Origin of the sequence: Streptomyces sp. PH10-H1, assembly GCF_030063355.1 — a bacterium.
In the GTDB taxonomy this organism is placed as follows: domain Bacteria; phylum Actinomycetota; class Actinomycetes; order Streptomycetales; family Streptomycetaceae; genus Actinacidiphila.
The window spans coordinates 48,804-71,280 of the sequence record NZ_JASISZ010000014.1 but is presented as its reverse complement, the minus strand read 5'-3'; the positions used below and the strand labels follow the sequence as shown (position 1 = coordinate 71,280).

At 69.7% G+C, this 22,477-nt stretch carries 37 protein-coding genes; 2 read left to right on the top strand and 35 right to left on the bottom strand.

Annotated features, from left to right (window positions below; genetic code table 11):
- Positions 1 to 2: 2 nt before the first annotated feature.
- From QMK24_RS12020 to QMK24_RS11990, 7 genes are all read right to left on the bottom strand, one after another.
- Complete coding sequence (locus QMK24_RS12020; RefSeq protein ID WP_283465575.1) at positions 3 to 311, bottom strand: hypothetical protein; 309 nt, start codon at positions 309 to 311, stop codon at positions 3 to 5.
- A gap of 117 nt (positions 312 to 428) precedes the next feature.
- Positions 429 to 833: a hypothetical protein gene (locus QMK24_RS12015; RefSeq protein ID WP_283465574.1), complete on the bottom strand. Its 405-nt coding sequence runs from the start codon at positions 831 to 833 to the stop codon at positions 429 to 431.
- A gap of 73 nt (positions 834 to 906) precedes the next feature.
- Complete coding sequence (locus tag QMK24_RS12010) at positions 907 to 1,167, bottom strand: hypothetical protein (RefSeq protein WP_283465573.1); 261 nt, start codon at positions 1,165 to 1,167, stop codon at positions 907 to 909.
- A gap of 59 nt (positions 1,168 to 1,226) precedes the next feature.
- Positions 1,227 to 1,802, bottom strand: coding sequence for a DUF262 domain-containing protein (locus QMK24_RS12005; protein WP_283465572.1), 576 nt, complete (start codon positions 1,800 to 1,802; stop codon positions 1,227 to 1,229).
- A 142-nt stretch (positions 1,803 to 1,944) separates the two neighbouring features.
- The gene (locus QMK24_RS12000; RefSeq protein WP_283465570.1) at positions 1,945 to 2,244 is read right to left on the bottom strand and encodes a hypothetical protein; all 300 of its coding nucleotides are present in this window, start codon (positions 2,242 to 2,244) and stop codon (positions 1,945 to 1,947) included.
- Between the two features lie 48 nt (positions 2,245 to 2,292).
- Positions 2,293 to 2,610: a WYL domain-containing protein gene (locus QMK24_RS11995; RefSeq protein ID WP_283465569.1), complete on the bottom strand. Its 318-nt coding sequence runs from the start codon at positions 2,608 to 2,610 to the stop codon at positions 2,293 to 2,295.
- A gap of 75 nt (positions 2,611 to 2,685) precedes the next feature.
- On the bottom strand, positions 2,686 to 3,321 hold the full coding sequence (locus QMK24_RS11990) for a hypothetical protein (RefSeq protein ID WP_283465567.1): 636 nt from the start codon (positions 3,319 to 3,321) through the stop codon (positions 2,686 to 2,688).
- A 147-nt stretch (positions 3,322 to 3,468) separates the two neighbouring features.
- On the opposite strand from QMK24_RS11990, the gene QMK24_RS11985 reads away from it, so the two are divergent.
- Positions 3,469 to 3,708, top strand: coding sequence for a hypothetical protein (locus QMK24_RS11985; RefSeq protein WP_283465565.1), 240 nt, complete (start codon positions 3,469 to 3,471; stop codon positions 3,706 to 3,708).
- Positions 3,709 to 4,099: 391 nt separating this feature from the next.
- Here the strand turns inward: QMK24_RS11985 and QMK24_RS11980 are convergent, their stop codons facing one another.
- From QMK24_RS11980 to QMK24_RS11915, 14 genes are all read right to left on the bottom strand, one after another.
- A complete protein-coding gene (locus tag QMK24_RS11980; protein ID WP_283465562.1) occupies positions 4,100 to 4,882 on the bottom strand; it encodes a hypothetical protein in 783 nt (260 codons plus the stop codon).
- Positions 4,879 to 5,118 (bottom strand): hypothetical protein, encoded by a 240-nt coding sequence (locus QMK24_RS11975; RefSeq protein ID WP_283465560.1) that lies wholly within the window; start codon positions 5,116 to 5,118, stop codon positions 4,879 to 4,881. The genes QMK24_RS11980 and QMK24_RS11975 overlap by 4 nt, the downstream gene beginning before the upstream one ends.
- Before the next feature lie 136 nt (positions 5,119 to 5,254).
- A complete protein-coding gene (locus QMK24_RS11970) occupies positions 5,255 to 5,491 on the bottom strand; it encodes a hypothetical protein (RefSeq protein WP_283465559.1) in 237 nt (78 codons plus the stop codon).
- A gap of 56 nt (positions 5,492 to 5,547) precedes the next feature.
- Positions 5,548 to 5,778 (bottom strand): hypothetical protein, encoded by a 231-nt coding sequence (locus QMK24_RS11965; protein ID WP_283465558.1) that lies wholly within the window; start codon positions 5,776 to 5,778, stop codon positions 5,548 to 5,550.
- Between the two features lie 512 nt (positions 5,779 to 6,290).
- Positions 6,291 to 6,731 carry a hypothetical protein gene (locus QMK24_RS11960; RefSeq protein WP_283465555.1) on the bottom strand — a complete coding sequence of 147 codons (441 nt, stop codon included), beginning with the start codon at positions 6,729 to 6,731 and terminating at the stop codon, positions 6,291 to 6,293.
- On the bottom strand, positions 6,728 to 7,135 hold the full coding sequence (locus tag QMK24_RS11955; protein ID WP_283465553.1) for a hypothetical protein: 408 nt from the start codon (positions 7,133 to 7,135) through the stop codon (positions 6,728 to 6,730). The genes QMK24_RS11960 and QMK24_RS11955 overlap by 4 nt, the downstream gene beginning before the upstream one ends.
- Positions 7,135 to 7,680 carry an NUDIX hydrolase gene (locus QMK24_RS11950; protein WP_283465551.1) on the bottom strand — a complete coding sequence of 182 codons (546 nt, stop codon included), beginning with the start codon at positions 7,678 to 7,680 and terminating at the stop codon, positions 7,135 to 7,137. Before QMK24_RS11950 ends, QMK24_RS11955 begins: the two co-directional genes overlap by 1 nt.
- A gap of 148 nt (positions 7,681 to 7,828) precedes the next feature.
- Entirely contained in the window at positions 7,829 to 8,257 is a 429-nt protein-coding gene (locus QMK24_RS11945; protein WP_283465549.1) for a helix-turn-helix domain-containing protein, read from the bottom strand.
- Entirely contained in the window at positions 8,254 to 8,469 is a 216-nt protein-coding gene (locus QMK24_RS11940; RefSeq protein WP_283465547.1) for a hypothetical protein, read from the bottom strand. Before QMK24_RS11940 ends, QMK24_RS11945 begins: the two co-directional genes overlap by 4 nt.
- Positions 8,466 to 9,224, bottom strand: a complete 759-nt coding sequence (locus tag QMK24_RS11935) for a DNA-methyltransferase (protein ID WP_349307810.1) — start codon at positions 9,222 to 9,224, stop codon at positions 8,466 to 8,468. The genes QMK24_RS11940 and QMK24_RS11935 overlap by 4 nt, the downstream gene beginning before the upstream one ends.
- Positions 9,225 to 9,336: 112 nt before the next feature.
- Positions 9,337 to 10,005, bottom strand: a complete 669-nt coding sequence (locus QMK24_RS11930; RefSeq protein WP_283465545.1) for a PDDEXK family nuclease — start codon at positions 10,003 to 10,005, stop codon at positions 9,337 to 9,339.
- Positions 10,002 to 11,462: a DnaB-like helicase C-terminal domain-containing protein gene (locus QMK24_RS11925; RefSeq protein WP_283465543.1), complete on the bottom strand. Its 1,461-nt coding sequence runs from the start codon at positions 11,460 to 11,462 to the stop codon at positions 10,002 to 10,004. The genes QMK24_RS11930 and QMK24_RS11925 overlap by 4 nt, the downstream gene beginning before the upstream one ends.
- Positions 11,459 to 12,070 carry a DnaA ATPase domain-containing protein gene (locus QMK24_RS11920; protein ID WP_283465541.1) on the bottom strand — a complete coding sequence of 204 codons (612 nt, stop codon included), beginning with the start codon at positions 12,068 to 12,070 and terminating at the stop codon, positions 11,459 to 11,461. Before QMK24_RS11920 ends, QMK24_RS11925 begins: the two co-directional genes overlap by 4 nt.
- Complete coding sequence (locus tag QMK24_RS11915) at positions 12,054 to 12,995, bottom strand: LvrA C-terminal domain-related protein (protein ID WP_283465539.1); 942 nt, start codon at positions 12,993 to 12,995, stop codon at positions 12,054 to 12,056. Before QMK24_RS11915 ends, QMK24_RS11920 begins: the two co-directional genes overlap by 17 nt.
- Positions 12,996 to 13,196: 201 nt before the next feature.
- Between QMK24_RS11915 and QMK24_RS11910 the strand changes: the two genes are divergently transcribed.
- Positions 13,197 to 13,397 (top strand): hypothetical protein, encoded by a 201-nt coding sequence (locus QMK24_RS11910; protein WP_283465538.1) that lies wholly within the window; start codon positions 13,197 to 13,199, stop codon positions 13,395 to 13,397.
- Between the two features lie 123 nt (positions 13,398 to 13,520).
- On the opposite strand, the gene QMK24_RS11905 is transcribed toward QMK24_RS11910, so the two are convergent.
- The 14 genes from QMK24_RS11905 to QMK24_RS11840 form a co-directional block, all read right to left on the bottom strand.
- A complete protein-coding gene (locus QMK24_RS11905; protein ID WP_283465536.1) occupies positions 13,521 to 14,978 on the bottom strand; it encodes a DUF5131 family protein in 1,458 nt (485 codons plus the stop codon).
- 261 nt (positions 14,979 to 15,239) lie between these two features.
- Positions 15,240 to 16,226: a hypothetical protein gene (locus QMK24_RS11900; protein ID WP_283465535.1), complete on the bottom strand. Its 987-nt coding sequence runs from the start codon at positions 16,224 to 16,226 to the stop codon at positions 15,240 to 15,242.
- Between the two features lie 42 nt (positions 16,227 to 16,268).
- Positions 16,269 to 16,463 (bottom strand): hypothetical protein, encoded by a 195-nt coding sequence (locus tag QMK24_RS11895; protein WP_283465534.1) that lies wholly within the window; start codon positions 16,461 to 16,463, stop codon positions 16,269 to 16,271.
- Positions 16,460 to 17,344: a hypothetical protein gene (locus QMK24_RS11890; protein ID WP_283465533.1), complete on the bottom strand. Its 885-nt coding sequence runs from the start codon at positions 17,342 to 17,344 to the stop codon at positions 16,460 to 16,462. Before QMK24_RS11890 ends, QMK24_RS11895 begins: the two co-directional genes overlap by 4 nt.
- Positions 17,341 to 17,619, bottom strand: coding sequence for a hypothetical protein (locus QMK24_RS11885; RefSeq protein ID WP_283465532.1), 279 nt, complete (start codon positions 17,617 to 17,619; stop codon positions 17,341 to 17,343). The genes QMK24_RS11890 and QMK24_RS11885 overlap by 4 nt, the downstream gene beginning before the upstream one ends.
- Positions 17,616 to 17,738 (bottom strand): hypothetical protein, encoded by a 123-nt coding sequence (locus QMK24_RS11880; RefSeq protein WP_283465531.1) that lies wholly within the window; start codon positions 17,736 to 17,738, stop codon positions 17,616 to 17,618. Before QMK24_RS11880 ends, QMK24_RS11885 begins: the two co-directional genes overlap by 4 nt.
- Positions 17,735 to 18,178 carry a hypothetical protein gene (locus QMK24_RS11875; RefSeq protein WP_283465529.1) on the bottom strand — a complete coding sequence of 148 codons (444 nt, stop codon included), beginning with the start codon at positions 18,176 to 18,178 and terminating at the stop codon, positions 17,735 to 17,737. Before QMK24_RS11875 ends, QMK24_RS11880 begins: the two co-directional genes overlap by 4 nt.
- A complete protein-coding gene (locus QMK24_RS11870) occupies positions 18,175 to 18,522 on the bottom strand; it encodes a hypothetical protein (protein ID WP_283465528.1) in 348 nt (115 codons plus the stop codon). Before QMK24_RS11870 ends, QMK24_RS11875 begins: the two co-directional genes overlap by 4 nt.
- On the bottom strand, positions 18,519 to 18,905 hold the full coding sequence (locus QMK24_RS11865; protein WP_283465527.1) for an ASCH domain-containing protein: 387 nt from the start codon (positions 18,903 to 18,905) through the stop codon (positions 18,519 to 18,521). The genes QMK24_RS11870 and QMK24_RS11865 overlap by 4 nt, the downstream gene beginning before the upstream one ends.
- Positions 18,902 to 19,174 (bottom strand): hypothetical protein, encoded by a 273-nt coding sequence (locus QMK24_RS11860; RefSeq protein ID WP_283465526.1) that lies wholly within the window; start codon positions 19,172 to 19,174, stop codon positions 18,902 to 18,904. Before QMK24_RS11860 ends, QMK24_RS11865 begins: the two co-directional genes overlap by 4 nt.
- Positions 19,175 to 19,245: 71 nt before the next feature.
- On the bottom strand, positions 19,246 to 20,304 hold the full coding sequence (locus QMK24_RS11855; protein ID WP_283465525.1) for a hypothetical protein: 1,059 nt from the start codon (positions 20,302 to 20,304) through the stop codon (positions 19,246 to 19,248).
- Positions 20,301 to 21,203: a PD-(D/E)XK nuclease-like domain-containing protein gene (locus QMK24_RS11850; protein WP_283465523.1), complete on the bottom strand. Its 903-nt coding sequence runs from the start codon at positions 21,201 to 21,203 to the stop codon at positions 20,301 to 20,303. The genes QMK24_RS11855 and QMK24_RS11850 overlap by 4 nt, the downstream gene beginning before the upstream one ends.
- Complete coding sequence (locus tag QMK24_RS11845) at positions 21,200 to 21,667, bottom strand: hypothetical protein (RefSeq protein WP_283465520.1); 468 nt, start codon at positions 21,665 to 21,667, stop codon at positions 21,200 to 21,202. The genes QMK24_RS11850 and QMK24_RS11845 overlap by 4 nt, the downstream gene beginning before the upstream one ends.
- Positions 21,664 to 22,323 carry a 3'-5' exonuclease gene (locus QMK24_RS11840; RefSeq protein ID WP_283465518.1) on the bottom strand — a complete coding sequence of 220 codons (660 nt, stop codon included), beginning with the start codon at positions 22,321 to 22,323 and terminating at the stop codon, positions 21,664 to 21,666. Before QMK24_RS11840 ends, QMK24_RS11845 begins: the two co-directional genes overlap by 4 nt.
- Positions 22,324 to 22,477 lie beyond the last annotated feature (154 nt).

Sequence of the window (22,477 nt, the reverse complement as noted above, 5' to 3'; positions counted from 1 at the left end):
CCTCAGCTTTCGGTGATCGGGTTGGCATCGGCCGAGGTGGCTGCCGCCGTCTCCAGCAGTGCCCCGATGGCGGCGACGGCGTCGGACACGCCCTGGTTGTAGGCGCGGTCCTCCGACGTGCGGGTGTCGTCGTGCAGGTACTCGGTGCGGGCCGCCTCGATGGCCTCGTTCAGGGCGGCGGCTCGGACGGCGTCGTACACCTGCTGCGCCTCCTCGTCCTTCATTGCGGGCGACGTCCAGCCGCCTCGGGCGAGGTGGACCAACTTCCGGATCTTGGCGCGGATTTCGTCGGCTGCTGCGGTGGTCTGCATGGTGCTGCTCCTTCGTCTCGGGTCCCCCGGCCGCCGTGTTGACGGCCGGGGGTTGGCGCCCATCGGGGACGCCACCGCGCCAGCGGGGGGACCTCGGCGCGGGGTACGGGGGGATGGTCAGAACCGCCACCAGCCGTCGTGGTCCTCGGGTATCGCCGGGTAGTTGTCGAGCATCGGCTCAAGCAAGGTCAGGTGGAGCGCCATGGTGAACGGCTCCTGCGCACCCCAGTACCGCTCACCGTCCCAGCGGCCGTGGCAGTCGCCGCCGTACCGGCCGTCCATGTCAGCGGCGAGCACCGCGCGGGGATCGGTGAGATCCAGGGGAGCCGGCAGGTAGTGGCTCCACAGCTTCAGCGTTCCGAGGCACGCCCGGGTGGTGCCGTCCTTCCGGCGGAACCAGACGGCGCTGACGTGGCCGCTGTAGGCGATGCGGTCGCCGCGCTCGTGCTGCTCGCCGGTCAAGGTGGACAGGTCGACGGCGAAGGACTTGTGGGAGATCAGGAAGCGGGTCTCGCGGATCACGGGGCGGGGCTCCTCGGGTTGGGTGCCCTGCTGCCGGCCGGTGGCATCCGGCAGCAGGGAGGCGGGGTGGGGGTTAGGCGCGGACGGGCAGGTCGGGGCGCAGGGCCCGCAGTTCGGCGTCGGTGGCGGCCCACCCCTCAGCAGCGATGGCGGTGAACCGGGCCCCGCAGCCTGCTCCGGGCTGCGGGCTGTATCCCGACACGTCGCGGTGGTGGGTGACGCCGCTGATGAGGGTGCCCATCCGGCAGTTGCTGCACCGGGAGGCCAACGAGCCCACGAGGAGCGTTGCGGTCAGTTCGGCGGCGGGTGCCGGGGCCGGGGTCAAGTCCTGCACGGTGGGTTCCTCAGTTCTCGTCGTCTGCGGGTTCGTCGTCGCGGTCGTAGAGGCCGGGCTCAGCGGTCGGCGATGCGTGCGGCGTTGCTCATGTCCGCGTCGGTCTGCGGGGTGCCGCCGCCGTTGACGAGGAGGTACACGGCCGCTTCCTCCTGGACGGTGGCGACGTGGGCCACGGCGACCGTGAGGTGCGACCGGTTCTTGAAGTGCCGCTGCCGGACCAGGCTCAGGCCCGACCAGCGGACGTAGGCTCCGTCGTCGGTCGCCTCGGTGGCGGTCACGTCCTCCGCCGGGAACCAGGAGGCGGGCACGGCGAACAGGTCGTCGAACCAGTCGTAGGCGGTGGTCAGGCGCTGCTGCCCGTCGATGCACGCATAGATCGGGGCGTTGTCGTCCCGCTTGGCCATCAGGTTCGCGCTGCGGTCGTTGAGGATGACCACGCCCGTCGGGGTCCCGGTGAGCCACGAGCGGACCAGGGCGATCCTCTGGTCCAGCGTCCAGACCCGGCCGCGCTGGTAGGGCGGGTTCATCTCGATCCCGAACGACTCCCGGAAGGACCGGGCCAGCTCGTGAATCTGGCGGTCGCCCGTCGAAAGGCTGAGGACGTCCAGGGGTTCGGTCGTCTGGCGGGTCATGGTCGGCTCCTCAGCCTTCGTCGTCGGTGTCGTCGTCGCGGTCGCCCCACTGCCGGTCCCAGGCGGCGACCTCTGCGGCCGTCTCCTCCCAGGGCGGGAGCGGCGGGGGTGCGGTGGTGGTGCGCTCGGCGGTGAAGTTGGGCTACGCGGCCTCCGCGACGATGGCGTCGGAGAAATCGAGGAACCGTCGACTGTCCAGGAACACCTGCGCCTGCCTCATGTCGCGCCGGATCATCGCGAGCGACAGCTCCTCCACGCGCCCGTCTGCGCTGCGCCCACTCGCACTGAGCACGATGTGCCCCGTAGCGTCTTCTGCAGCGTCCAGCCAGCACGGGATCATGTGCTGCCACCACGTCAACGGGCGAGGAAACTCCCACCCCGGCTTGACCTTGATCGACGGGTCGATGCGGATCCTCGCCTGGTCGATGACGATGCGGTCCATGACGTCTCCTTGCTGGACGAGTGCGAGTTGGGCGGCGGTGGAGTTGGTCTACGCGCACCTCGCGAAGTCGGCACCAGTGATCCGGTCAACCCGGAACGTGGTGTCCTCGGCGTCACGCCGGTCGTAGGCGCGGAGCAGGACGTGTCCGGCGGCGGAGAGGGTCAGTGCGCGGGGCTCGATGGTCCGGGTGGACTGTTCGCCGTCCGACCGGGTGTAGCTGATGGCGACCGCTGCACCGTTGTCGATGGCCCGGTACAGGTCGGCGATCAGCCGGAACTGGTGGCCACGGATCGCGGAGACCAGGGCCTGGGTGATGTGGCGGGCGGCGGTGATTGTGCGGCGGATGAAGCGGATCGAGGCGCGCATCTGGTTCCCCCTGCGGTGCGGTGTGCGGGTGGTGGGTGCGGGGCCCGCCCCGGGTGAGGGGCGGGCGGGGGTGGGTCAGGCGGTGTGCGCGTTGCGGTAGGCGATGAGCATGTCGATCACGTCATCGACGCGTCCGGCTTCGAGCGACCGGAACAGGGCCGGAAGGCGGTGCCGCTCGTTTTGCTCCAGCAGGCTGAAGCCCTGGTGGGCCGTGAAGTCGATGTCGCCGCAACGGCGGCCGTCGCGCTCTTCGGCTCGCGCGTACATGACCTTGATGAGTCGGTAGTAGTTGCGGTCAGCGGCCTTGATACGGCGCCGGTCGCGAGCCGAGGGGACCTTGCCCGTGCCGGTGCAGTTGCGGCACTGGACGGGACCGTTCGGGAGGTGGAAGGTACCGGTTGCCTTGCAGCGGCGGCAGGGGCGCTTCGGGTCGAGCAGCTCGATTGCCGTGCTCTCCTTCTGCGGCTCCGGCGCGGGTTCCGGGTGGGTGTCTGCCACGACAGTGGGAACGCTGGTCCAGTTCTTGCCGGTGGTGGCGAAGTCCGATGCGTAGTGGTCGAACCGCATGAACTGGACGCGGGAGGCGGGGTGGAGGGCGGCCAGGGTCTCGTACATGCCACGGGCGTAGTCCTCGGCGTAGGTGCCCATCACCACGCCGTTGACCCTGTACGTCCACACAGTGCGGATCGGGGCGGTGATCGTCGCGGCCATGTCGTTCTCCCCTGCGGTTCGTTTGGTGTAGCCACACCGTATCGAGAGGTGTAGCCACACCGCAAGGCATTCGACAAAGAATCATGTGGCTACACCCAGACTCCCGTCCCATTGCCAGGTGTGGCGACACGCCTGTACGGTTCCCGCATGCCAAACGTGCCGAAGACGCCCATCAGCCGCTTCCGAATCGATCCCGAAGAGTGGCGCGACTTCAAACACGCTGTGGGTACACGAGACCGCTCGGTCGTCATCCGCGACTTCATCGCTTGGTATCTCAGGCGACCCAATGCCAAGGCGATCAAGCGGCCCGAGGTCGACGAGTGGCTGGCCGCCGCGAACGCCGAGCGCGAGGCCGAGGCTGCGCAGAAGCGCAACGCCTCCTCCTGACCCGCCCGACCCCGCCTCCCACCCCCGCCCTGGTGCGGTGTTTCCGCATGCCCGCCCCCGGTCAGCGGGATGCCGGTCAGCCGTCACGGGCGGGCCCATTCCGGCCGTTGCCCGGCTGTATCGGCGGCGGCGGAGCATGCGGGTCGGTCGGCATGCCAACTGCGGGTGACGGTGGTCGTGCCGGTGCTGCTGGCCGTGGTCTGGCTGTGCGTGACGGTCGCCGCGTCCCGGAGCCGCCGCCCGCAGTGATCACACCGCACCTGCCACCCATCCCGGCCCCCAGCCGCGTTGAGCTCCGAGCGCAGGTAAGCGCAGTGCCGGTGCCAGCGGGACAGGACGCCGGTCAAGGCCAGGAGGGCAACCGCCTGAAGGACGGCAGGGACGATGGTGCTCACTGGCCGGCCTCCGTCTGGTGCGGGGTGGCGCCGGTCGGTTTGCCGAGGATCCGCAGGATCATCCATCGGGTACCGACCCCGTCGTCGTTGCTGGTCTGCACGTACTCCCGGATCTCGGCGAGCGTCTCGTCCCGCCGCCGCACCTGCTGCTGCAGCTGCTCGATGGCGGCCTGCGCACGATCCGGCTGGGGCGGCAGCACGGCCAGGACGGCGTCGGCGAGGTCTTCGGCCTCGCAGTTCGCGAACGGGCCGCCCGTGGCGTGCAGGACTTCGGCGAGCTCGGCTCGCAGGCTGCGGTGAAGGTCGGGCCGGTCGCAGCAGGTGTCGAAGCCGCCGTGGATGGGCGACTCCACGTCGCCGCTCGTCGGGCAAAAGTAGATGGCCCCGGGCGCGGGGCTGCTCACGTCGATGGCGAGGAGCATGGAGTCCGCGAACTCGGCGCGGATCCGGTCGGCGATCGACCCCGCCCAGCGTTCGGCGTTGTCGACGTCCGGGGCGTGGACGGTGATCGTGACAGCCGACGTGGCGCCCGGGTTGTCCGCCGCGTCTCCGCTGGCCACCGGGTTATCCGGGGCTGTCCGGGCGAGCCGAGCGTTCACCGCTGCGGCCATCTCCGGCGACCGGAGGACGTCGACCGCGCGCAGAGGTCCGCCCGTCACGGCTGGGTCCACCCCCGGGCAGGCGACGGGGTCCATGCCGGGCTGGGCGTGCCATTCGTGGGCCACGTGCGGGCGCTGGAGGAGGGCGAAGCTGCACGGGATGGCGGGCTGGTCGGTCATCGGCTCTCCTTCGACGCGCAGCCGGGGTGCACCGCGATGACGACGCTGGTGATGGTCCGGCGGACGGTGCGGTAGGTCGTCTCGGAGCGCGAGTCCATGAACCACGCCGCGTCGGCTTCGGCCTGCTGTGCAGTGGCTGCGGGATCTTCGGTTTCTACGAGCCACCGGCCGCTCGTCAGGAGGCGTTCGATGACGTACTCGTCTCGGGCGGGACGGGCTTCGGGCTGGTCGGTCATCGTTGGCTCTTCTCGTCGCGGGGCAGGCTGTCGGGGTTGATCACGTCGGGGAGCGGCACGTCGTCGACCGGCCGCCCGTACACGGGACGGCGATCGGGTCGGGGCGGCGGCTCGAGGCCGGCCTCACCACACGCCGTCACGGGGTCGGGTCGATCGGGGTGATAGCGGTGATGCGGGCTAGCCGGAACAGCCACTTCTTCACGGGGGCTCCGGGCCCCGTCCGGCAGGGGATCCAGGTCGCCGCTTCGCTGTTGGCCCAGGCGGGAGTGCCGATGAGCTGGCGCATCTCCTCGATGCGTTCGGTGGGCAGATCGACGGTGATGGTTTCAGGGCCGTCGGTGTCGTCGGGCTGCCACGTAAAGCGAGCGAGCACGTTGGTCCTTCCGGTGGCCCGGCCGCGAGGTGCAGCCGGGCATGGGCGGGGTGGTCCTACTGGTTGATCAGGCGGGCGATGCGGATGGCGTGCGGCGCGACGGTTTCGTGCCAGTCGGGGTGCGCGGTCGTGGTGAGCCGGGTCGCTTCGGCGTCCAGCCAGTCGGCGAGCGCGGCCCCGAGGTCGGAGTCGACGGGGATGGTCAGGCCGGGGAGATGGAGCGGGTTCCGCAGCTGGAATTCGGCGGCCCGGATCTCGTCGACGACGGTCTGCCGTGGGCGGCTCATGACGCCGACCCATCGCACCCGAGCCGATGACACCAGCGGCCGAGGCGTGCCCCCCACCCGGTCCACGCCGTCGTCAGATGCCCGCACGGGCACGGCCAGTGGCGGCCGGTGCAGTCGTGCCGGATCGGGGTCACGGGGTGGGCGAGGCTCTGTGCGCCCGCGTGAGCGCCGAACGGGGGGTGGGGGTGCCGCTCGGTTCCGGCAGCGGGGGGTTCGTCGTCTCCAGGGGCCGTCCAGTGGCTTCCTGGGGCACGGTCGGGGGTTACGGAAGATTCGCTCACGGCTAGTCGCTCCCGGTTGTGGGGGTTTGGGGTGCTTCGAGACCAAGCTGTACGGCGGCCAAGTGCACGGCGTCCGTGATGGACACCTCGCCGTCGGATGCGGCTCGGATCGACAGGGCCCGGACGTGAAGGTCGTCGGCCAGCGCCTGCTGATCCGGCGTCAACGACCGAACCCGGCCTCGAGGGCGCCTGCTCGGCTCGTAGCGGTCGGCGGGATCGGAGGATCGGATGTCACCCATGCGAGCCCCCAGAGGCCGCCACGTTGGCTCTGGGGGGCCGAACGCCCGTCGCCCGGGGCTCGGGAGCACCCAAGCCCTCAGCGGGGCCCTGAGAGCCGCTGCGGGCCATGAGCTCGATCAGGAAGCGGCCGACGTTCGCCGCCACCTCCTCCAGCGGGCCGCTGGCCCAGCCGCCCGGCGGAACCAACGCCGCCCAGACGTGCCCTTGCACCGACACGGCAGCAACTGCCGCCTCCGCAGGCTCGGCCCGGCGACGCAGCGCCAGCACCTCGCCCTTCAGCCGCCGGTTCTCCTCGGTCAACCCGCCTGCCGAACGCCGCGCCGAGTCCAGTGCCGCGAACCCCGCCCGCAGCAGCGCGCCCTCGTCTGCCGTCAGGTGCCGGGCCGCACGGTCCACGAGATTCGCCAACTGGGCCGGCGTCACGCCGGTCACGCCTGGACCTCGCCGTCGAAGTCGGCGGCCAGCCCTGCGTCCGTGAACCTGATCGGCTTGCCCAGCGACCTGGCGTAGTCGATCTCGCCGCGGGTGGACTGGCCCACGTAGTCGCCGACGACGAGCACTTCATCGGCCAGCAGGATCTTGCGCCGGTGCAGGATGTCGAGCTGCACCTTGAGGATCTCCGCGTCCTCCGGGTCCGCCCACAGCTCGTGCTCGACCTTCATGTTGCAGCCGACCGACAGGACGATCCGGCCGCGCGCCGTCAGCCGCAGGTTCGCGTCGGCGAACTCGTCCATGAACCGGGTCGAGCCACACAGGACCACGATCGGCGGCAGGCCCAGGCCGGTCTTCGCCTTCGCCAGCGTTTCCTCGGCGGTCAGGTACTCGGGGTACGACATCAGGACTCCTTCGGGTTGCCGCCGGCCGCGGCCAGTCGGTCGATGCGGGTGAGTTCGCCGATCTCGAGGTGGATGACTCCGACCTCGTAGAGCCAGGTGATCCACACGGGTTCGATGCCGGGGGCTGCCGCGAACTCCTCGTTGGTGAGCCCGCCGCGGGCATACGCCGACGTCCGGTCGGCCAAGGCTTGGAGGTCGGCGGCGGGGATCCAGCGGACGTTTGCCGTCTCCCGGGTCGACGGGTTCAGGTCGCCGGTGACGGTGGCGTGAAAGACCGTCCACTGGTGGCCGACGCCGCGCGGCCCGGGGTTGCGGCGGCACCGGTTGTCACGCCAGCCGTCGGCGATCGGGCGCAGCGACTCGACGGTCAGCCCCAGCTCCTCGTGCACCTCGGCTCGGGCGGCATCCTCGACGGTGCCGTGCTCGTCGACGTGACCGGCGGCCGGTGCCACGCCGGGCGGGAACGTGGCCCGGTTGAACATCAGGTAGTCGCCGTCGGCGTTCTGGATGATCACGCCGACGGATGCGTTGTCGCAGGTTTTCACGGGCTTCTCCTTCGGGTTGGGCGGTACGGGATTCAGCGTGCGAGCCACAGCGCGCCCGCTACGATCAGGACAATTCCGCAGGTCACAGCCACGACGCCGAGGCGGGACGACGTGTACGCGGAGGAGCGGTGGGTCATGAGGCGGGCTATCAGGCGGCGCTCCCGTACTGGCCGGAGCCGGTGCGGGCGAAGATCCGCCACACGGTGCGCTCCGAGCAGCCGACCCGGGCCGCGATCACCGGGACGGGCAGCTCGTGGCGGCGCAGGCGCAGCACCGCGGCCTCACGCTCAGCCGGGTACAGCCGGGCGGGCGGATCGCCCGCTGCAGCGCGCTCGACGGCAACCGTGTCGACCGAGGACCGCAGCACCGTGCACACCTGGCACCGGCGGTGCCCGTGCGCGGTCAGCGTGAACGGGTGGCCCGGGTGCTTCAGGTCGAACTGCTTGCGGAACCAGGCCCGGTACTCGGCCCGGTGGCAGGCACGGCAGTACCGGCGGCCGTCGCCCCGGACTCGCAGGTTCGTGGCCCGGTCGTGGCCGTGCGGGCAGGTGCCCGTCGCGGAGTTAGTCCCGGTCACGCGGCGGCCTTCCGGTTGGGCACGGCGTGCAGGTGGCGGCGGGCGGGGCGGGCGCGTTCGTCGAGGGCGGCTTCCAGGGCCCGGTAGTGAGCGGCGGCCTCGAGGGCGGTCGTCGCCCGACGCGGGGCCGATGGACGGGCGGCCGGGGTGCGGGCGCCGCCGAACGTTCCGTCGGGGATGGACTCGGCGAGGAGGCGGTCGAGGGGGGTCACGACACGTCCCCGAACTCAAGCGTGGCGTGCGACAGACGGAGGGCCGCGGCCTCCGCATACGGCTCGTGGCCTTCGATGCCGATTGCACGGCGTCCGGCCTGGCGGGCGGCGTCGAGGGTGCTGCCGGACCCGGCGAACGGATCGAGGACCAGACCGCCGGGCGGGCACGCGTACCGGATCAGCGGGTCCAGGATCCCGATCGGCTTCTCCGTAGGATGGAGGCTGCGCCCGTGCATGTTTGCGACCTTCACAACTGAGCGGGCTAGGCGTGATCCGTCGTCGATGTAGAGCGCTGATCCGATGTCGCCGGTGTGGGGTGGCTTCGCGGTGCGCAGCGCTGTCTTCGTGGCCTGCCGCACGACCTGCTTGGGAACGTCGTGGTGGATTGATCGCCACTGTCCGCGGTACCAGTGCAGGGCGAATTCGTGCACCCGGCGGAATCGGTCAGTCGTAAAGCCGGTGCCGTTCGGCTTCTCCCACACCATGTCCTGCGAAAGCTTCCAGTCCGCTTGGCCGAAGTCGTCGCGCCGGTCGAGGAACATGCGCATCGACCCGAAGCACCACATGCTGCTCGCGGCGGTAGCAGCGAGGGCGGGCCACCCGTCGGGCCACCGGTCCCACGCCAGGGACGTCTCGGCATACGGCGGGTCGGCCACGAGCAGATCCGCCTGCAGCCCGAGTGCGGGGATGATCTCCCGGCAGTCGCCGAGGTACAGCTCAACCTGATCGTCGGCGTAGTACGGGGTGGCGCTCATGCCATGGTCCTTTCGGCTTCGGTGGTCCGCTGCGGGTGGACGGCCCCGCCGGGCAGCGGCCACCCGTCGGCACGGCAGGGGGTACCGGGCGCGACCCGGCAGGCCAGGCGGTTCATGCGGCTTCCCCGTGCTCGAAGCGGGCGGTGCGGCCGAGGAGGTAGGCGGCGTCGAGGTGGGGCAGGTCGTTGCCGTCGGCGATGGGGAGGGCGCGGGTCATGTCGATGTCGGGGCGTTGGGTGGTGCTGCGGCAGGCGGGTTGGATCATGGAGCCGCGCCGGTACAGCTCGTCGTAGAGGTCGAGGTCGTCGCCGGCCAGACCAGCGGATCCGCGGCGCCGGGCGTCCGGGACGGGCATGAACTGGTGGAGCCCGTAGCGGGGCCCGGTGAAGGCGCAGGATCCGCCGCAGTTGGTGCCGATGGCCGCGGACCGGCTGATCGACCAATGGGCGTAGGTGCCCTCGGCCCGCGGGATACCGCCGAGGATCAGCAGGTTCGTCATGTGGAAGCCGTCGGCGCGGCCGAGTCCCTGGGTGGGGTGCACGGCGTCGCACAGCAGGTCGAGGTCCAGCCGGTCTTCGGCGCCCTTGACCTCGATCCACCAGTTCAGGTCGGTGAGGTAGAAGTCCGGCAGGTACGGCCGGCGGCTCTCGCCGATGCGGTAGCCCTGGGGTTCGTACTCCCAGCGCAGGTTGAGGCTGTCGAAGACGACGGCCCAGCGGGCTTCGAGCCGGGAGCGGAAGCGGTGGCCGCCGTAGTACGTCTCGATGGCTTGGATGGTCATGACGCCTCCCGCTCTTGCGGGTCTTCGTCGTAGGTGGCGATGGCCAGGCCGCCGTTGTTGATCGGGGTGGGCTGATAGTCGGACATCTGCGCCATGTCGGCGATGCGGGCGTAGTGCCCTTGGAACGCAGCTGTGAGCGTGGCGCGGGGCCCGCCGCGGTGCTTGTCGACGATGAGGTCGACTTCGCCGGCGCGCGGGGAGTCCGGCTCGTGGAGGTCGGGGCGGTGGATGAGGATCACCATGTCGGCGTCCTGCTCGATGGCCCCGGATTCGCGGAGGTCTGCGATGGTGGGCCGCTTGTCGGTGCGCTTTTCGCTGTCCCGGTTGAGCTGCGACAGGACGATCACGGTGATCCCGAACTCCTTGGCGAGAAGCTTCAGCCCGCGGGAGAGGGCGGACACGGCGACCTGCCGGGACTCCGCCCGTGGGGCCTGCATCAGCTGGAGGTAGTCGACGATCACCATGCGCAGGCCGACGGTGCGCACGAGCTGCCGGATCTGCCCGCGGAGCGACGGGAGCGACACGCTGGTGGCGTCGTCGATGTAGAGCGGGGCCGGCTTGATCCGTTCAGTGGCGACGGCCAGCCGGTAGGCGTCGTCGATGCCGACGGTGCCGTGGCTGATGTGGTGCAGCGGCACCCGGCATTCGGCGGACAGGATCCCGCCCATGATCTCTTCGCGGCCCATCTCGAGGGATGAGAAGAGCGTGGGGATCCCGTTCGCAATGGCTGCGGCTCGAGCGAGGCCTTGCCCTGCGGTGGTCTTCCCCGCGCCGGGCCGGGCCCCGATGATGATCAGCCGTCCGGGGGCGAACCCACCGCCGGTGAGGGAGTCCAGGTCTAGGAGTCCGGTGGGGATCCGGTTCTCGGTGGTGGTCGGGGTGACGGCCCGCTCGACGGCGGCGGCCCACAGGTCGCCGATGGGGGTGGGGATTCCGCCGGCGTCGCCGCGGACGATGGCGTCGAGGTCTGCCTGGGTGGTGGCCACGTCCGCGTCGGGGTCGAATGCCGGGGACATGCCGGCCTGCTGGGCGCGGATCCCGAGGTCGACCATCCGGCAGGCGGCGGCGGCCTTGGTGACCCGGTCGGCGTACCAGGCGGCGGAGCAGGACAGGTGGGCGTCGTCGTACAGCAGCGACAGGTGCGGGCCGTCGAGGGGGACGATCGGCAGGTAGCCCTCGGCCCGCCACTTGCGGAGCTGCCGGTCAACGGCCGGCCACGGCACGGGGCCTTCGGTGATCTCCGCCCGCAGTTCGTCAACGGCGTGCCATACCCAGGCCAGGCGCTGGTCGGTGAAGTCGACCGGGTCGAAGCTGTCGGCGAGGTCGTCGATCAGGTGCGGCCGGGCCATGACGGCGGCGGCCACGACGCGCTCGGATCCGACGTCGCTGGGCCGCACGAACCGGCCCTCCGTGGGGGCGTCGTCGAGCGGCGCGTCCCACACGTTGGTGTCGGTCATCGGGCACCTGCGCGGCGGAAGTCGGGGCCGTCGACGACGTGGACGGTGCACATCTCGGTGAGGCGGGAGGCGACGCGGGGGCCGACGAACTCGGCGAGGGCGTTCGGCGGGACGTCGGCGGTGATCAGCAGCGGGAGTTCCTGGACGTACCGTTCGTCGACCAGCTCGTACAGCCGTTCCTGCGTCCATTCGCTGGGGCGGGCCGCGGCGACGTCGTCGAGGATCAGCAGTCCAGCGGCCTTCGCGGCTTTCAGGACGGCGTAGGGGTTCTGCGGGGAGTCGGGGCGCAGCGCGTCGAACAGTTCGGTGGCCCGGTGAGCGACGAGCGTCGGCATCCCGTTGATCAGGGATTCGTTGAGGCATGCGGTGGCCCACAGCTTGGCGGCCTGCCAGGCGAGGTGGGTCTTGCCGCGGCCCATGCGGCCGACGATGGCCAGGCCGTCGGCCTTGAAGCCGAGGCTGGCCCACTGGCTGATCGGTGCGGGGACGTCGATGGTGCTGCGGTAACGGGCCGGGGTGGCGGCGTCGATGCGACCCAGGGCAGCTTCGGCACGCTCGCGCAGCCAGGCCTGGTCGCCCTCGTCGTGGCGGTCAGCTTGCGAATCCACTGTGGAACTCCTCGTCGGTGTAGCCGGAGTGGGTGGGGCCAGTTGCGGCGGGTTCGGGTTCGTCCTCGTACCGGGCGCTGCGCAGCCATCCGGCCGGGTACTTGATGAACTGGGGGTCTTTGCCGCGCTTTGCGAGGGCGTAGGCCTCGGCGGCGGTGATGATCTGAGCGGGGTCGGCCCCGTCCTTCAGCGCGGCCTTCCACGCCTTGCGGGCGTCGGGCTTCGCCATGCGCTTCGGGTAGGCCTTCCAGAAGATCTCGAACTCGGCGAGGTGGTCGTCTGCCTGTCGGCTGGCGGTGGCCGGGGGCGGCGAAGACTCCAGCGAGTCGAAGAGCGAGGGGGCATCGTCATCGCTCGGCGCCGCAGGCGCTGAAGAGTCTTTAGGTTCAGTAGTTGGTTCAGGTAGTTGGTTTGGGTGACGCCCACGCCACCCCACTTGCGACGTGGGCGTCACCCCATCAGCGACGTCCACGTCACCGGTGACGTCCACGTCACCCCTGACGTCCACGTCACCCGTCAAATCGGACGACGCCAGTGCTGAGCTGGGCTTCTTCCTTCCGCCACGCTTACGGGATGACGCCAGCGTCACCCGTGACGCCAGCGTCGTCTCATCGCGACCGGCGCGGCCGTCCTGAACGACCCATTCGACGGCCAAGTCGTAGACCTCCGGGCGCTTCCCGGCAGGCAGGTGCGCGGCCTTGCTCTGATCTCCAAGACGGATCAACTTGAGCTCCACCAGCTTCTTGAGGTCCCGCTGGACTGACCGCGGGTCTTTGCAGGCGTAAGCAGCGAGGCGCGGAACGGACGGGTACGACCCCTTGCCGGCCTTGTCCGCGTGGTAGGCCAGTCCGGTAAGGACGGCTACCAGTTGGGGAGGCATGGGTGGAGCCAGCTCCATCGCCCATTTCATGGCCTCAGTGCTCACGTGATCTCTTCTCGGAGAGTGCTTCGGACGGGTTGAAGGCGTGAGGAACCAGGCCCTCTAGGGCGGCTTGAGCAGATGCCGCACAGCCCCTTCAGCACTCTCTGACTCTACCCCAGGGTGACCGGTCAGTGGATAGCCAAAAGAGATCAACTTGCTATCCGTGGGGTGTGCGCCTACTGGATGGTCAGCTACATTGGTCACATGACAACGAAGGGGACCCCCGGCCGCGTTATCCGCATCGACGACGAGACGTGGGATTTCTTCGAGCTGGTCTGCGACGAGAAGGGCCTGGGCAGGGCAACCGACCTGCGCATGTACGTCAAGCGCGAAGTTGCCGCCTTCCGCCGCAAGAACCCCGATGCGAAGCCAAAGCCCAAGCCGCGCGCCAACGCCGAGTCCTGACCCCCGGCGCACCCGCGCGCTCGCGTTCATCCCTCCTCCTCCCTCCCGTCCCCGCGGTGGTTGCCGCGGGGCGTTGTCGTGTGCGGTGGGCGGGGCCGCCGGGTGGGGCGGCCCCGCGGTAGATCAGGCGTCGGGATACTCATCCGGCATCTGCATGCCAGGGCGGCCGTTGCTGAGGTTCGGCTTGAGGTGCACTCGGCAGCCGGCTTCGCGGGCCTGGGCGACGATGCGGGCGACCCACTCGAACGGCGGGGCGAAGGCTGGTACGGTCCCGGTCGGCTGCCGTGTCTCGGTCTGGGCGCCGATGACGACCCAGTCGAACATCGACAGGTCGGTGAACTCGAGGGGCTCCCGTAGCGGTTCGAGGGACAGCCACTTCACCTTGACGTCGTCGAGTTGCCGGAAGGCGTCCTCGGCGATCCGCACCCGCTTCTGCTCATCTACGGACGTGCCGACCCAGGCGCCCTTCGGCATGTCCAGGCCCACGTACCGGGCGGGGAACTTCGTGAGCGTGATGTAGTCCCACTCGGGCGTGGCGAGCATCGACGCATGGACCCGGTTGATCCATTCGTCCGGCACCCAGCGGCCGTAGAGGTCGGCCATGGAGCAGACGAACACGCGGCGGTACGCGGGGTCGTCGAGGTGTGCGGCGGGGATGGTGGTGTTCGCTGGCGCGTCGAGTCGCTCTTCGTGGAACAGCGGCGTGAAGCCGACGGGGTAGGCGCTGCTGTATCGCTCGCTCGTGGCGATCTCGCGGGCGTAGCAGTAGGTGCAGCCGTGGAGGCATCCGGTGACGGGGTTCCAGGACCACGACGCCCAGGAGATGCCTGCGCCTTTGGTCTCGTTGAACGTGGCCTTCGACTGCGGCTGCGGGTACTGGACTTCGGTGCCGTCGTTGGTGCGTAGCGTCAGCATGACGGCGGTCGGCTTCGGCGCCGGCTCGGGCTTCGGCATCGCGGCAACCCGCTGGCGACGCTGCTTGTCCGCAGCGTCGAGGGCGAGGGAGCCAGCACGGACCTTCGCAGCGAGGTCTGGGGTGTCGCGTTGTACGGCCTTGGCCTGCTGGACTGCTCGACCCGACGCGCCAACGACGCGCGCGGCCCGTTCCCTGGATTCCCGCATGTAGCTATCCGGGCGGACCGTCTCCGACCCCTTCCCGAATTCCGGCAGATCTGCCGGAATTGTTTCACTCACCGTCACCTGTGGACGCGATGCGTTACCGATGGGTCGGCCGACCTTTGTGGCTTCGCTGTAGAAGCGCTCGTATTCCAACGCCATGAGCGCCTTCTGGCCGGGGTTCATCTGCCGCCTGGCCAGGTTCTTCGACACGATCAGGTCGAGGAGCATCGTCTCGGTGTAGCGCTCGGAGAGCGTCTCGAAGACGGGGTCCGACCCGGCTTCCTCACAGGCCCGCCACCGGTTGCGACCGTCGATGAGGACGGTGCGGTTGTGGTTCAAAATGATGGGCTCACGCAGCCCGTTGCGCTTGATGTCGCGGACCAGTTCGGTGAATTCGTCGCCGTCGATCAGCGGGAAAGCCTCAGCGAATGCGTGCACCTCGTATGGGCCAAGCTTCGCCATGTCAGTTCTCCTTGCCGTGTATCTCGCAGTGGCAGCGGTGACAAACCGCTGAGAGGTTCTCTGGGATGTCGAACGCACCCCATGGCGGATATCGCCAGTGATGCGGCTCAGTCGGCGGGCGCACCCCGCAGTGCTCGCACTTGCCGCCCGCCCGCTCGAACGCTGCGGCACGCACCGCGAGAAATCGCGGATGGCGCAGGTACTCGCGGTACGTTCGGTATGGGGCTTCTCCGGGAGAGGGCGCCTGATAGTGGCGACCCATCAGGCGGCATCCTCAATGCCGAACAGTCCCCAGTCATCCGGATCGTCGTCTGGTCCGTCCGGGGCCTGTTCCGGCGGCGGCAGCATCGCGAGCCGCTCGGCGCGTCCCGCTGCAATCCACTCCGCCTCGCGGCCGACCAGCTTCTGACGCTCCGGCTTCTGCAGGAACAGCCTCAGCTTTTCTTCCTGGAACGCATCTGCATCGTCGAGGAACCAACTAAGTGCGGTGCCCTTGCCGATCTTCCGGAAGGCCGTCTCTGCAACCTTCTCGGTGGTCGTGCGCCACTTCCGGGCCGTACCGATCAGGTACGCCCACTGCGCCTCGTCCCGGGAAATCGATGCCAACAGTAGGTCGCGGTGCGCCGGCAGCGCCGCTTGCTGGGATTCCACGGTGTCGAACCAGTCGATGCGCTCGCCTATCGGCAGCCGCTTGATCCCCGCCACATTGCAGCCCATCGTCGAGAATGTCCGGAACAGCCACGTGGTCTGTGCAATCTCGGCCGCGAACGTCGGGCGCATAGCCCATTCGGTGATGGCGTTCGGGTCGTTGACGACGAACACCGCATGGTTGCGTGTGATGTGGTCGATCGATGCGGTGCGTCCACTGCTGTTGTGGGTGCGGAGCGCGACGCGGGTTCCGATCTCCCAGCGGGTCTCGGCCACCTGGCTGTAGCCCAGCTCGGGGAGGTGAACGGCAAGGTTGGTAAGCAGTCGGTCGTAGGTGGCTGCCTGGATCTCGTACAGGTCGATCTCTACCGGCTTCGTCGACTTGGTCGCGTGCCGGGCGAGGATGCCCGGCGAGCATGCGGACGCCCAGTCGAGGCCATCGATGCGGGCTGCATCGCCTGCGGTGAGGTCGATCCAGGAAAGCGCCCTGGCGTCTGCGATCTTGGCGGCAGCCCCGACCTCCTGCCCGAGCATGCTGCCGAGGAGGTCATGCTTCGCGGGTGTGCGCCAGCTGCGTCCGACGTTCATGTGCTTGGCCACGAGGGGCCCTTCTTTTGGTTGGGTGGGGCGTTGTCGTGTGCGTTACAGGTCTGCGCCGATGCGGCGGAGTCCGGCGCGGGCGTTCTGCTGGGTGCGTCGGCCGCCGCGGGGTGTGGCCGGCACGGTGACGGTCTGACCGCCGGGCGAGGTGCACCGGTAGTGGCCGGAGCGGGCGAGCCGTATCGTGAAGCCCTGTTTTCGGAGCCGGGCCAGCAGCTGCTGGATGTCCTTGTTCATGCCGCTGCCTCCTCGTCATCGGCGCCAGCTTCGGCGTCGAGCGCTTCCCGGTACCGCTTGATGGCCTGGCTGAGGCAGTCCTTGGTGACGTGCAGGCGTTCGGCGGCTTCTTGCCGGCTGTGGCCTTGGGCTTCGATCTCGAGGCCGTCTTCGGCCAGCGCGGTGGTGCGCGGGGTCTTCCTGCCGTAGTCGGGGGTGGCCGTGGGGTCGTCGATGCTGTCGTCGTCCCACGCGGCGGGGCGAGCCCACTTGTTGGCCTTGGCAATGGCCAGGGCCTGGTTGATGTAGCGGGGGTGGACGCCGCGGCTGGCGGGGTCGACGTTCCACAGCTGGTCGTAGAGGCGGCGGACGGCACGGGCGGTGTCGGCGTAGACGCGATCGCTGCGGATGGTGCGGAAGAAGTTCCGCTTGTCCTTGCCGACGGCTGCGGCAAGGCGCGCTTGGGGCCAGCCGCAGGCGACGAGGGCTTGGAGCCGCCGCCGAGTTCCGGTGCCGTCGATTTCGACTGCGCCGGTGATGATGTCGAGGTTGGCGGGGATGGCGAGGATGGCTTGCTCGGTGGTGGCGCGGATGCCTTTGGAGGGGCCCCGGCCGCGGCTGGTGTTGCCGGAGACGAGGTTGGTGATGGTGCCGTGCCGCAAGTTGGCGGCCTGGGCGATGTGCGGTGTTTCGAAGCCGCGGGAGATGAGGAACAGGGCGTGGGAGCGGGCGGGCTCGGGGTTGACGTAGGGCTGCCAGCGTCCGTAGGCGACGAGGCGGGTGCGGGTGGTGTCGTACAGGCGTCGGGCTGCAAGGCACTTCTCGCAGTGGCAGCCGCGGCGTTGGGTGTTGGAGCAGTCGTGGGCGACCTTGGTGACGGGCGGCCGGGTGGCGGTGGTCACGGCTGACCTCCCGATCGGCGGAAGAGGTCGCGCAGCCACTCCTCGGACCCGGGCTCGACGTCCTCGAGCGGTTCGTCGCCGACGAGGAACGCGTGCTCGGGCATCGGCTGGGCTTTGGCGCCCGCGGCGGAGCGCCGGAAGTCCCGCTGGTCTGCGACGTCCTGCAGGTGGCCGCAGGCACGGTGGCACAGCTCGTAGGCGCCGTAGATGGCGAGGCAGATGGTGACGACGACGAGGCTGGTGATGACGGCCGCGAGCAGCGCGTGCAGGTTCATCGCCGCCCCCGCTTCCGCCACGGCTTGATGCGGCGTTCCCACACGTCGGTGAGCGTCGCGGCGATCAGGACGACCAGGATGGCCGCGGCGAGGAGGCCGCCGAGTTCGAGGCCGTTCATACGGACCACCGTCGGTACGGGATACCGGCGGCTTCGATGCGGCGCAGGCAGTCGGCGGTCCCGGTGGACTCTCCGACCTGGAACACGAGGGCGACGAGCGGGGCCCGGTCGACCATGACCTGGTTGCGGCGGTGGCCGGCGGTCGGGCAGAACTCCGAGTTGTCCCGCCGGGTACGCCGGTGGCCGGGTCGGCAGTCTGGTCCGCAGAGATCCCATTCGGCGGGGACGGGGTCGTGGCCGATGCCCTCTTCCAGGTGGGCTTTGGCCCAGTCGCCGATGATGGTGTCTGCTCCGGGTGCGGTGCCTTCGATGATGTCGATGCCTGCGTAGCCGTCCTGTCGGGCGTCGTGCCAGGTCTCGAGTAGGGCGTCGTGGATGGTGGTCGTGTCCGTCCAGGCGCGGGAGCCGAGGCCCAGAACCGGGGCGAGGTAGCCGTTCATGCGACCCTCCGGCTTGCTGCCCGGGTGCCGCGCCAGGTGCGGACGCCGGAGTGATGGGAGGTGGGCCGGTCGGAGCAGGCCCATCCGGCGGTCTTGATGTAGCCCTCGTCCTTGAGGAGCGTCATCAGGCGGCCCCAGTGGTGGGCGGGGTCGGGGGGTTCGGGGAGTTTGTGGGCGTCGGCGATCTCGAAGCAGGTGAAGACGCGCCCGGACTCAGCGGCGGCCACGAACTTCGGCCACACTTCGTCGAGCCACGTCTCGTAGTCCTCGACCCGGCGCCGGGCGGCGGGGACCTTCGGGGCGTCAACCACACCGTCCAGGCGCGGCTGCACGGGGGCGGTCATCGGACTGCCTCCCGCTCCTGCTCAAGGACTGCGGTCACGATGTCGGCGGCCGGAGTCCACAGGCCGAGGCGGCCCTTGCAGGGGACGGGCTCGGGCAGGGTGCTGACGTCGGTGAGCGTCCAGTGGTAGACGTTTTCGTCGCCCCAGGGTCCGCAGCACCGGCCGTCGTCCGAGTAGTGGCAGTCGCTGATGCGTGCGGTGGCGATGACGGCACTGCGCGTGTCGGGGCGGGGACCGTAGACGATGGCCGTCCGGTCGGGTGCGGCTGCTGCGTGGATGAGAACGAGGCCCCGGTAGTTGGTCTTCCAGGTGCGGTTCTCGAGGCGCTTCGTTTGGTGGGCGATGGCGTCCGCCCAGGGCTGGCGAATGGTCAGGGCCTTCATCGGGTGGCCTCCCGGCTGCGGACGCTGACGGGGGTCAGGTAGAGGACGCGGTTAACGGTGTTGCTGATGGCCTGCTGGAGTTCGGCGGCGAGGAGGCGCTGGGCGTCGCTGGTCAGGTCGCTGCTGACGGCGAGGTGCAGGGCGCAAGTCCAGGCGCCGTCGACCATCTGGTAGCCGAACGTCGGGCCGGGCTGGAGCCTGCTGGTCTCGAGGGCGTTGGCCCACTCTTCGACGGAAGTGGCGCGGAGCTCGAACGGCTGGTCGGTCATTTCGTGTTCTCCTAGGAGGGCCGCGCCCTGCCTGTTATCGGCGGGCAGGACGCGGCCGTAGTGCGGGTGGGCTACTGCGTGCTGCGGGCGCGGTTGTCCTGCGCGACCATCTCGTTGGCCAGCTCCTGGAAGAGCGCACTGGTCTGCGCTTCCGTCGCCTCCGCGATCGAGCCGCCCGTCACGCCCTGGCAGCGCTCCTCAAGGGCGGCCTTGTTCATGCCGAGGGCATCCGCGAGCTTGTAGATGTCCCACTCGTGCGGCAGGAGGTCGTCCGCGACCCTTGCGGGAGCGGGCGCCTGCTGGCCGGGAGCGCTGGCCTTGGCCGCCGGGGCGGGGCGCCTCAGTTCGGCTGCGGTCACGCGCGGCTGCGGGAACTCGTCGTCGATGGCAATCTCGCGGCGCTGGATCGACTTGTGCGTGATGAGGAGCTGGGCGATGTCCGGGCCGGTCCACGCGTCACGCGGTCGGCCGAGCTTCAACTCCAGCCGCTCGGCAGTCACGCCGAGGGAGTCGAAGACCTTGATGGCGCCGGAGATCCGGTCGGCGAGCGGCTTGCCGTCGCCCTTGTTCAGGGTTTCCCGGCACAGGTCTTCGGCCTCTTCGATGTACCAGTCCGGGAGCGTCGCGAAGATCGCCTCGCGCAGGCGGCGGGCACCGTTGTTCGCGTTGTTCTCATAGATGTCGCGCAGGTCGACGAGGGCTTCGACCTTGCCCTTCGCGAAGCGGGCGTGAGGGACGATGAACGTCAGGACGTGGCGGCTGTTCGCCTCGATGTCCCAAGCCCATGCCTGCATCTCGGACTGCTTGTACTCGTCGTCACGCCGCAGCTCGGAGACTCCGGACTGGAAGTTGCCCCACGATTGGGCGAGCGCCTTCGCCAGGTGAATAGACGATCCGTTGACGGCACCGCCGGCCCGCGGGAAGCGGTAGAACGCCTTGCCGGCGAGGGCCATGGACTGGCACGCGGACTGCATGGATCCGCGGGCGGTGGAGATGCTGCGGGGGAACTGGCGGGCCACGTAGATCGCGGCCTGGACTTCGGCGACAGCGCGGGACTGTTCGACCGCGGTGCCCTGGCCGAGACGGCTGGGCGCCGGGGCCGGGTTTTGCTGCTGGACGGGGTAGCTCACAGGTACTCCATGGATTCGCGCTTCTGGTCCCATTCGGGCTGGGCGATGATCTCGACGCCGTCGCTGTACGCCGGCCATTCGCCGGTCTCGGTGCACTCGCGGTAGATGTCGCGGGCAACCTGGTTCTTGGCGTGGCCGATCCGCAGGTCGAGGGCGTCGACCTGGACGACGGTGACGATGTACGGAGCGGTCTTCGACTGAAAGACCAGGAGGAACACGGCGTCCGGCCCGGCGAGGCCGAGGGCTTGGGCGCCTTCGATGCACCAGGCGGCCTGCGAGTGGTAGCTGCGGTCGCGGATGGCGTTCTGGATGGCCTTGATGTTGACGGCGGCGGCCGTCTTGTAGTCGGGGATGATCACCCGGCCTGCTCCGCCGGGGTTCGGCATCCAGTCCGGCCGGGCCCGGCAGGTGACCCCGGTGATCGGGTCGGCCCAGTACATGGACTGCTCGGGCTTGCCGCCGGCCGGGTCGAAGATGGTGCTGGCCACGGGGTGACGCCGCAGGGCGTCGGCCATGCCGTGGACCATGTCGTAGTCAGCCCGCTTGAGCGGGATGGCCCCTACTGCGCGGGCTGCGGCGGCTTGGGCTTGGGCGTCCTTGGTGCGCCAGTCGTTGACGTCGCACGAGGCGAGGTCGGGGCCTTCGCCGAGCACCAGCTTGTGGGCGGCCGTGCCGATGTCGAATTCCTTCTTGGCCTTCTGGGCGTGCTTGCGGTCATAGTCGAATTGGGCGGGGCATCCGGGGGCGAGGAGCTTGCGGGCGCCGCTGGACGAGAGGCTGCGGCCGGGGACGATGTCCCGGTGGTAGTCCTCGAGGGACAACTCCTCCGCGGAGTACAGGCCGACGCCCTTCCACGCAGGGTGGGTTGCCGCCTCGGGCGCTTCGATCGTGGCGGTCATGTGACTGCGCTCCCTTCGTGGCGGGGCGTGTAGTAGCGGCGCGGTGTGCCGTCGCCGTGGCGTTCGAGGTGGCCATCTCTGTGCAGAGCGGCCAGGTAGTTGCGAGCGGCCATGCGCAGGACATGCGTGCCGAGGAGTTGGTGCCACGTGCGCTTGATGCGACCAGTGGTCCACTCGCCGCCCTCGGCCTGGATCCTCTCCAGGAGGGACTTGCGAGTTCCGCGCCCCGGGTGCATGGGACTGGGGTCGCTGCCGACCTGGTAGAGGCGGCGCCCGCCGTGTTCGACGGGCACCAGATAGGCGCGTCGGGCGAGGTCCCGGAGGTCTCGGCGTGCGGTGTTTCTGCTAGTGGCAGCCCATTGCGACGCGGCGTAGATCTGCAACGCCTGCTTGGTGCCGACTTCCTCTCCAAGGTTCCTGACGATGGCGAGCAGGTACGTGCGGCGGGCGGTGGACTCGGTCACCGTCCACCACCGGTGATGGCGTCGTGCAGGGCGAGGGCCCATTCGGCGTCAGCCATCGCGGTGTGCGCGGTGTCCGGTCCGGGCGGCTCAACGCCCATCCAGCGGGACAGGTCCCGGGAGGAGAACGGCATGCCCGGGTCGTCGCTCTCCCTGACCTCGCCGCCAGCGGCGCGCAGTGTGTTGCGCATCGCGTGCTTGTAGCCGGCGGCCATGGTCGCGACGCATACCGGCCGGTAGTGCCAGGGGTCGCGGCCCATGCTGAGGTAGCGGTGGAGGAAGGATGCGTCGAAGTGCGCGTTCGAGCCGATCATTACCGCGCCATCGAGCGCATGCCATACCTGCTGGGCGGCATCTGCCCAGTCGAGCGGGAGGGGCGCACCGCCCTGGAGGGTGGGCGTCATGTCGGCGGCGTCTGCACCTTCGGGGACTGCGATCCGCTCGTGGTAGCGACTGATCTCCAGCGCCTTCGGTTCGGCGATGCGGAGTTCATGGTCGGTGAGGCGGAGTTGCCACAGGTGGCGGTTCTCGGTGCCATCGGTCTCACGGCGGATGACGGCGATCTCCCACGGCGAGTGCCGGATCGGGTCCAGGCCGGTGGTCTCGATATCCGTCGAGGCCAGTGGCCAGGGTGTCTTCGGTGGGCTGCTGGTGCTCATGTGTTTCTCCTGAAGGGTTGAAGGTGGCCGCCCGCCCCGGTCGGGGTGCGCGGGGCGGGCGGCCGGGGTGCCCGGTGCCGTAGGGCCAGCTCCGGCATCCGGGCTGCGGGCGGCGCCGAGGGGGGCGGCGCGAGGGCCCGCTGGTCGGGTGGAC

Coding starts and splice junctions, on each gene's coding strand:
- QMK24_RS12020 (WP_283465575.1), bottom strand. CDS start 311: ATGCAGACCACCGCAGCAGCCGACGAAATCCGCGCCAAGATCCGGAAG.
- QMK24_RS12005 (WP_283465572.1), bottom strand. CDS start 1,802: ATGACCCGCCAGACGACCGAACCCCTGGACGTCCTCAGCCTTTCGACG.
- QMK24_RS12000 (WP_283465570.1), bottom strand. CDS start 2,244: ATGGACCGCATCGTCATCGACCAGGCGAGGATCCGCATCGACCCGTCG.
- QMK24_RS11995 (WP_283465569.1), bottom strand. CDS start 2,610: ATGCGCGCCTCGATCCGCTTCATCCGCCGCACAATCACCGCCGCCCGC.
- QMK24_RS11990 (WP_283465567.1), bottom strand. CDS start 3,321: ATGGCCGCGACGATCACCGCCCCGATCCGCACTGTGTGGACGTACAGG.
- QMK24_RS11985 (WP_283465565.1), top strand. CDS start 3,469: ATGCCAAACGTGCCGAAGACGCCCATCAGCCGCTTCCGAATCGATCCC.
- QMK24_RS11980 (WP_283465562.1), bottom strand. CDS start 4,882: ATGACCGACCAGCCCGCCATCCCGTGCAGCTTCGCCCTCCTCCAGCGC.
- QMK24_RS11975 (WP_283465560.1), bottom strand. CDS start 5,118: ATGACCGACCAGCCCGAAGCCCGTCCCGCCCGAGACGAGTACGTCATC.
- QMK24_RS11965 (WP_283465558.1), bottom strand. CDS start 5,778: ATGAGCCGCCCACGGCAGACCGTCGTCGACGAGATCCGGGCCGCCGAA.
- QMK24_RS11955 (WP_283465553.1), bottom strand. CDS start 7,135: ATGTCGTACCCCGAGTACCTGACCGCCGAGGAAACGCTGGCGAAGGCG.
- QMK24_RS11935 (WP_349307810.1), bottom strand. CDS start 9,224: ATGAGCGCCACCCCGTACTACGCCGACGATCAGGTTGAGCTGTACCTC.
- QMK24_RS11930 (WP_283465545.1), bottom strand. CDS start 10,005: ATGACCATCCAAGCCATCGAGACGTACTACGGCGGCCACCGCTTCCGC.
- QMK24_RS11925 (WP_283465543.1), bottom strand. CDS start 11,462: ATGACCGACACCAACGTGTGGGACGCGCCGCTCGACGACGCCCCCACG.
- QMK24_RS11910 (WP_283465538.1), top strand. CDS start 13,197: ATGACAACGAAGGGGACCCCCGGCCGCGTTATCCGCATCGACGACGAG.
- QMK24_RS11905 (WP_283465536.1), bottom strand. CDS start 14,978: ATGGCGAAGCTTGGCCCATACGAGGTGCACGCATTCGCTGAGGCTTTC.
- QMK24_RS11895 (WP_283465534.1), bottom strand. CDS start 16,463: ATGAACAAGGACATCCAGCAGCTGCTGGCCCGGCTCCGAAAACAGGGC.
- QMK24_RS11885 (WP_283465532.1), bottom strand. CDS start 17,619: ATGAACCTGCACGCGCTGCTCGCGGCCGTCATCACCAGCCTCGTCGTC.
- QMK24_RS11880 (WP_283465531.1), bottom strand. CDS start 17,738: ATGAACGGCCTCGAACTCGGCGGCCTCCTCGCCGCGGCCATCCTGGTC.
- QMK24_RS11875 (WP_283465529.1), bottom strand. CDS start 18,178: ATGAACGGCTACCTCGCCCCGGTTCTGGGCCTCGGCTCCCGCGCCTGG.
- QMK24_RS11870 (WP_283465528.1), bottom strand. CDS start 18,522: ATGACCGCCCCCGTGCAGCCGCGCCTGGACGGTGTGGTTGACGCCCCG.
- QMK24_RS11865 (WP_283465527.1), bottom strand. CDS start 18,905: ATGAAGGCCCTGACCATTCGCCAGCCCTGGGCGGACGCCATCGCCCAC.
- QMK24_RS11860 (WP_283465526.1), bottom strand. CDS start 19,174: ATGACCGACCAGCCGTTCGAGCTCCGCGCCACTTCCGTCGAAGAGTGG.
- QMK24_RS11850 (WP_283465523.1), bottom strand. CDS start 21,203: ATGACCGCCACGATCGAAGCGCCCGAGGCGGCAACCCACCCTGCGTGG.
- QMK24_RS11840 (WP_283465518.1), bottom strand. CDS start 22,323: ATGAGCACCAGCAGCCCACCGAAGACACCCTGGCCACTGGCCTCGACG.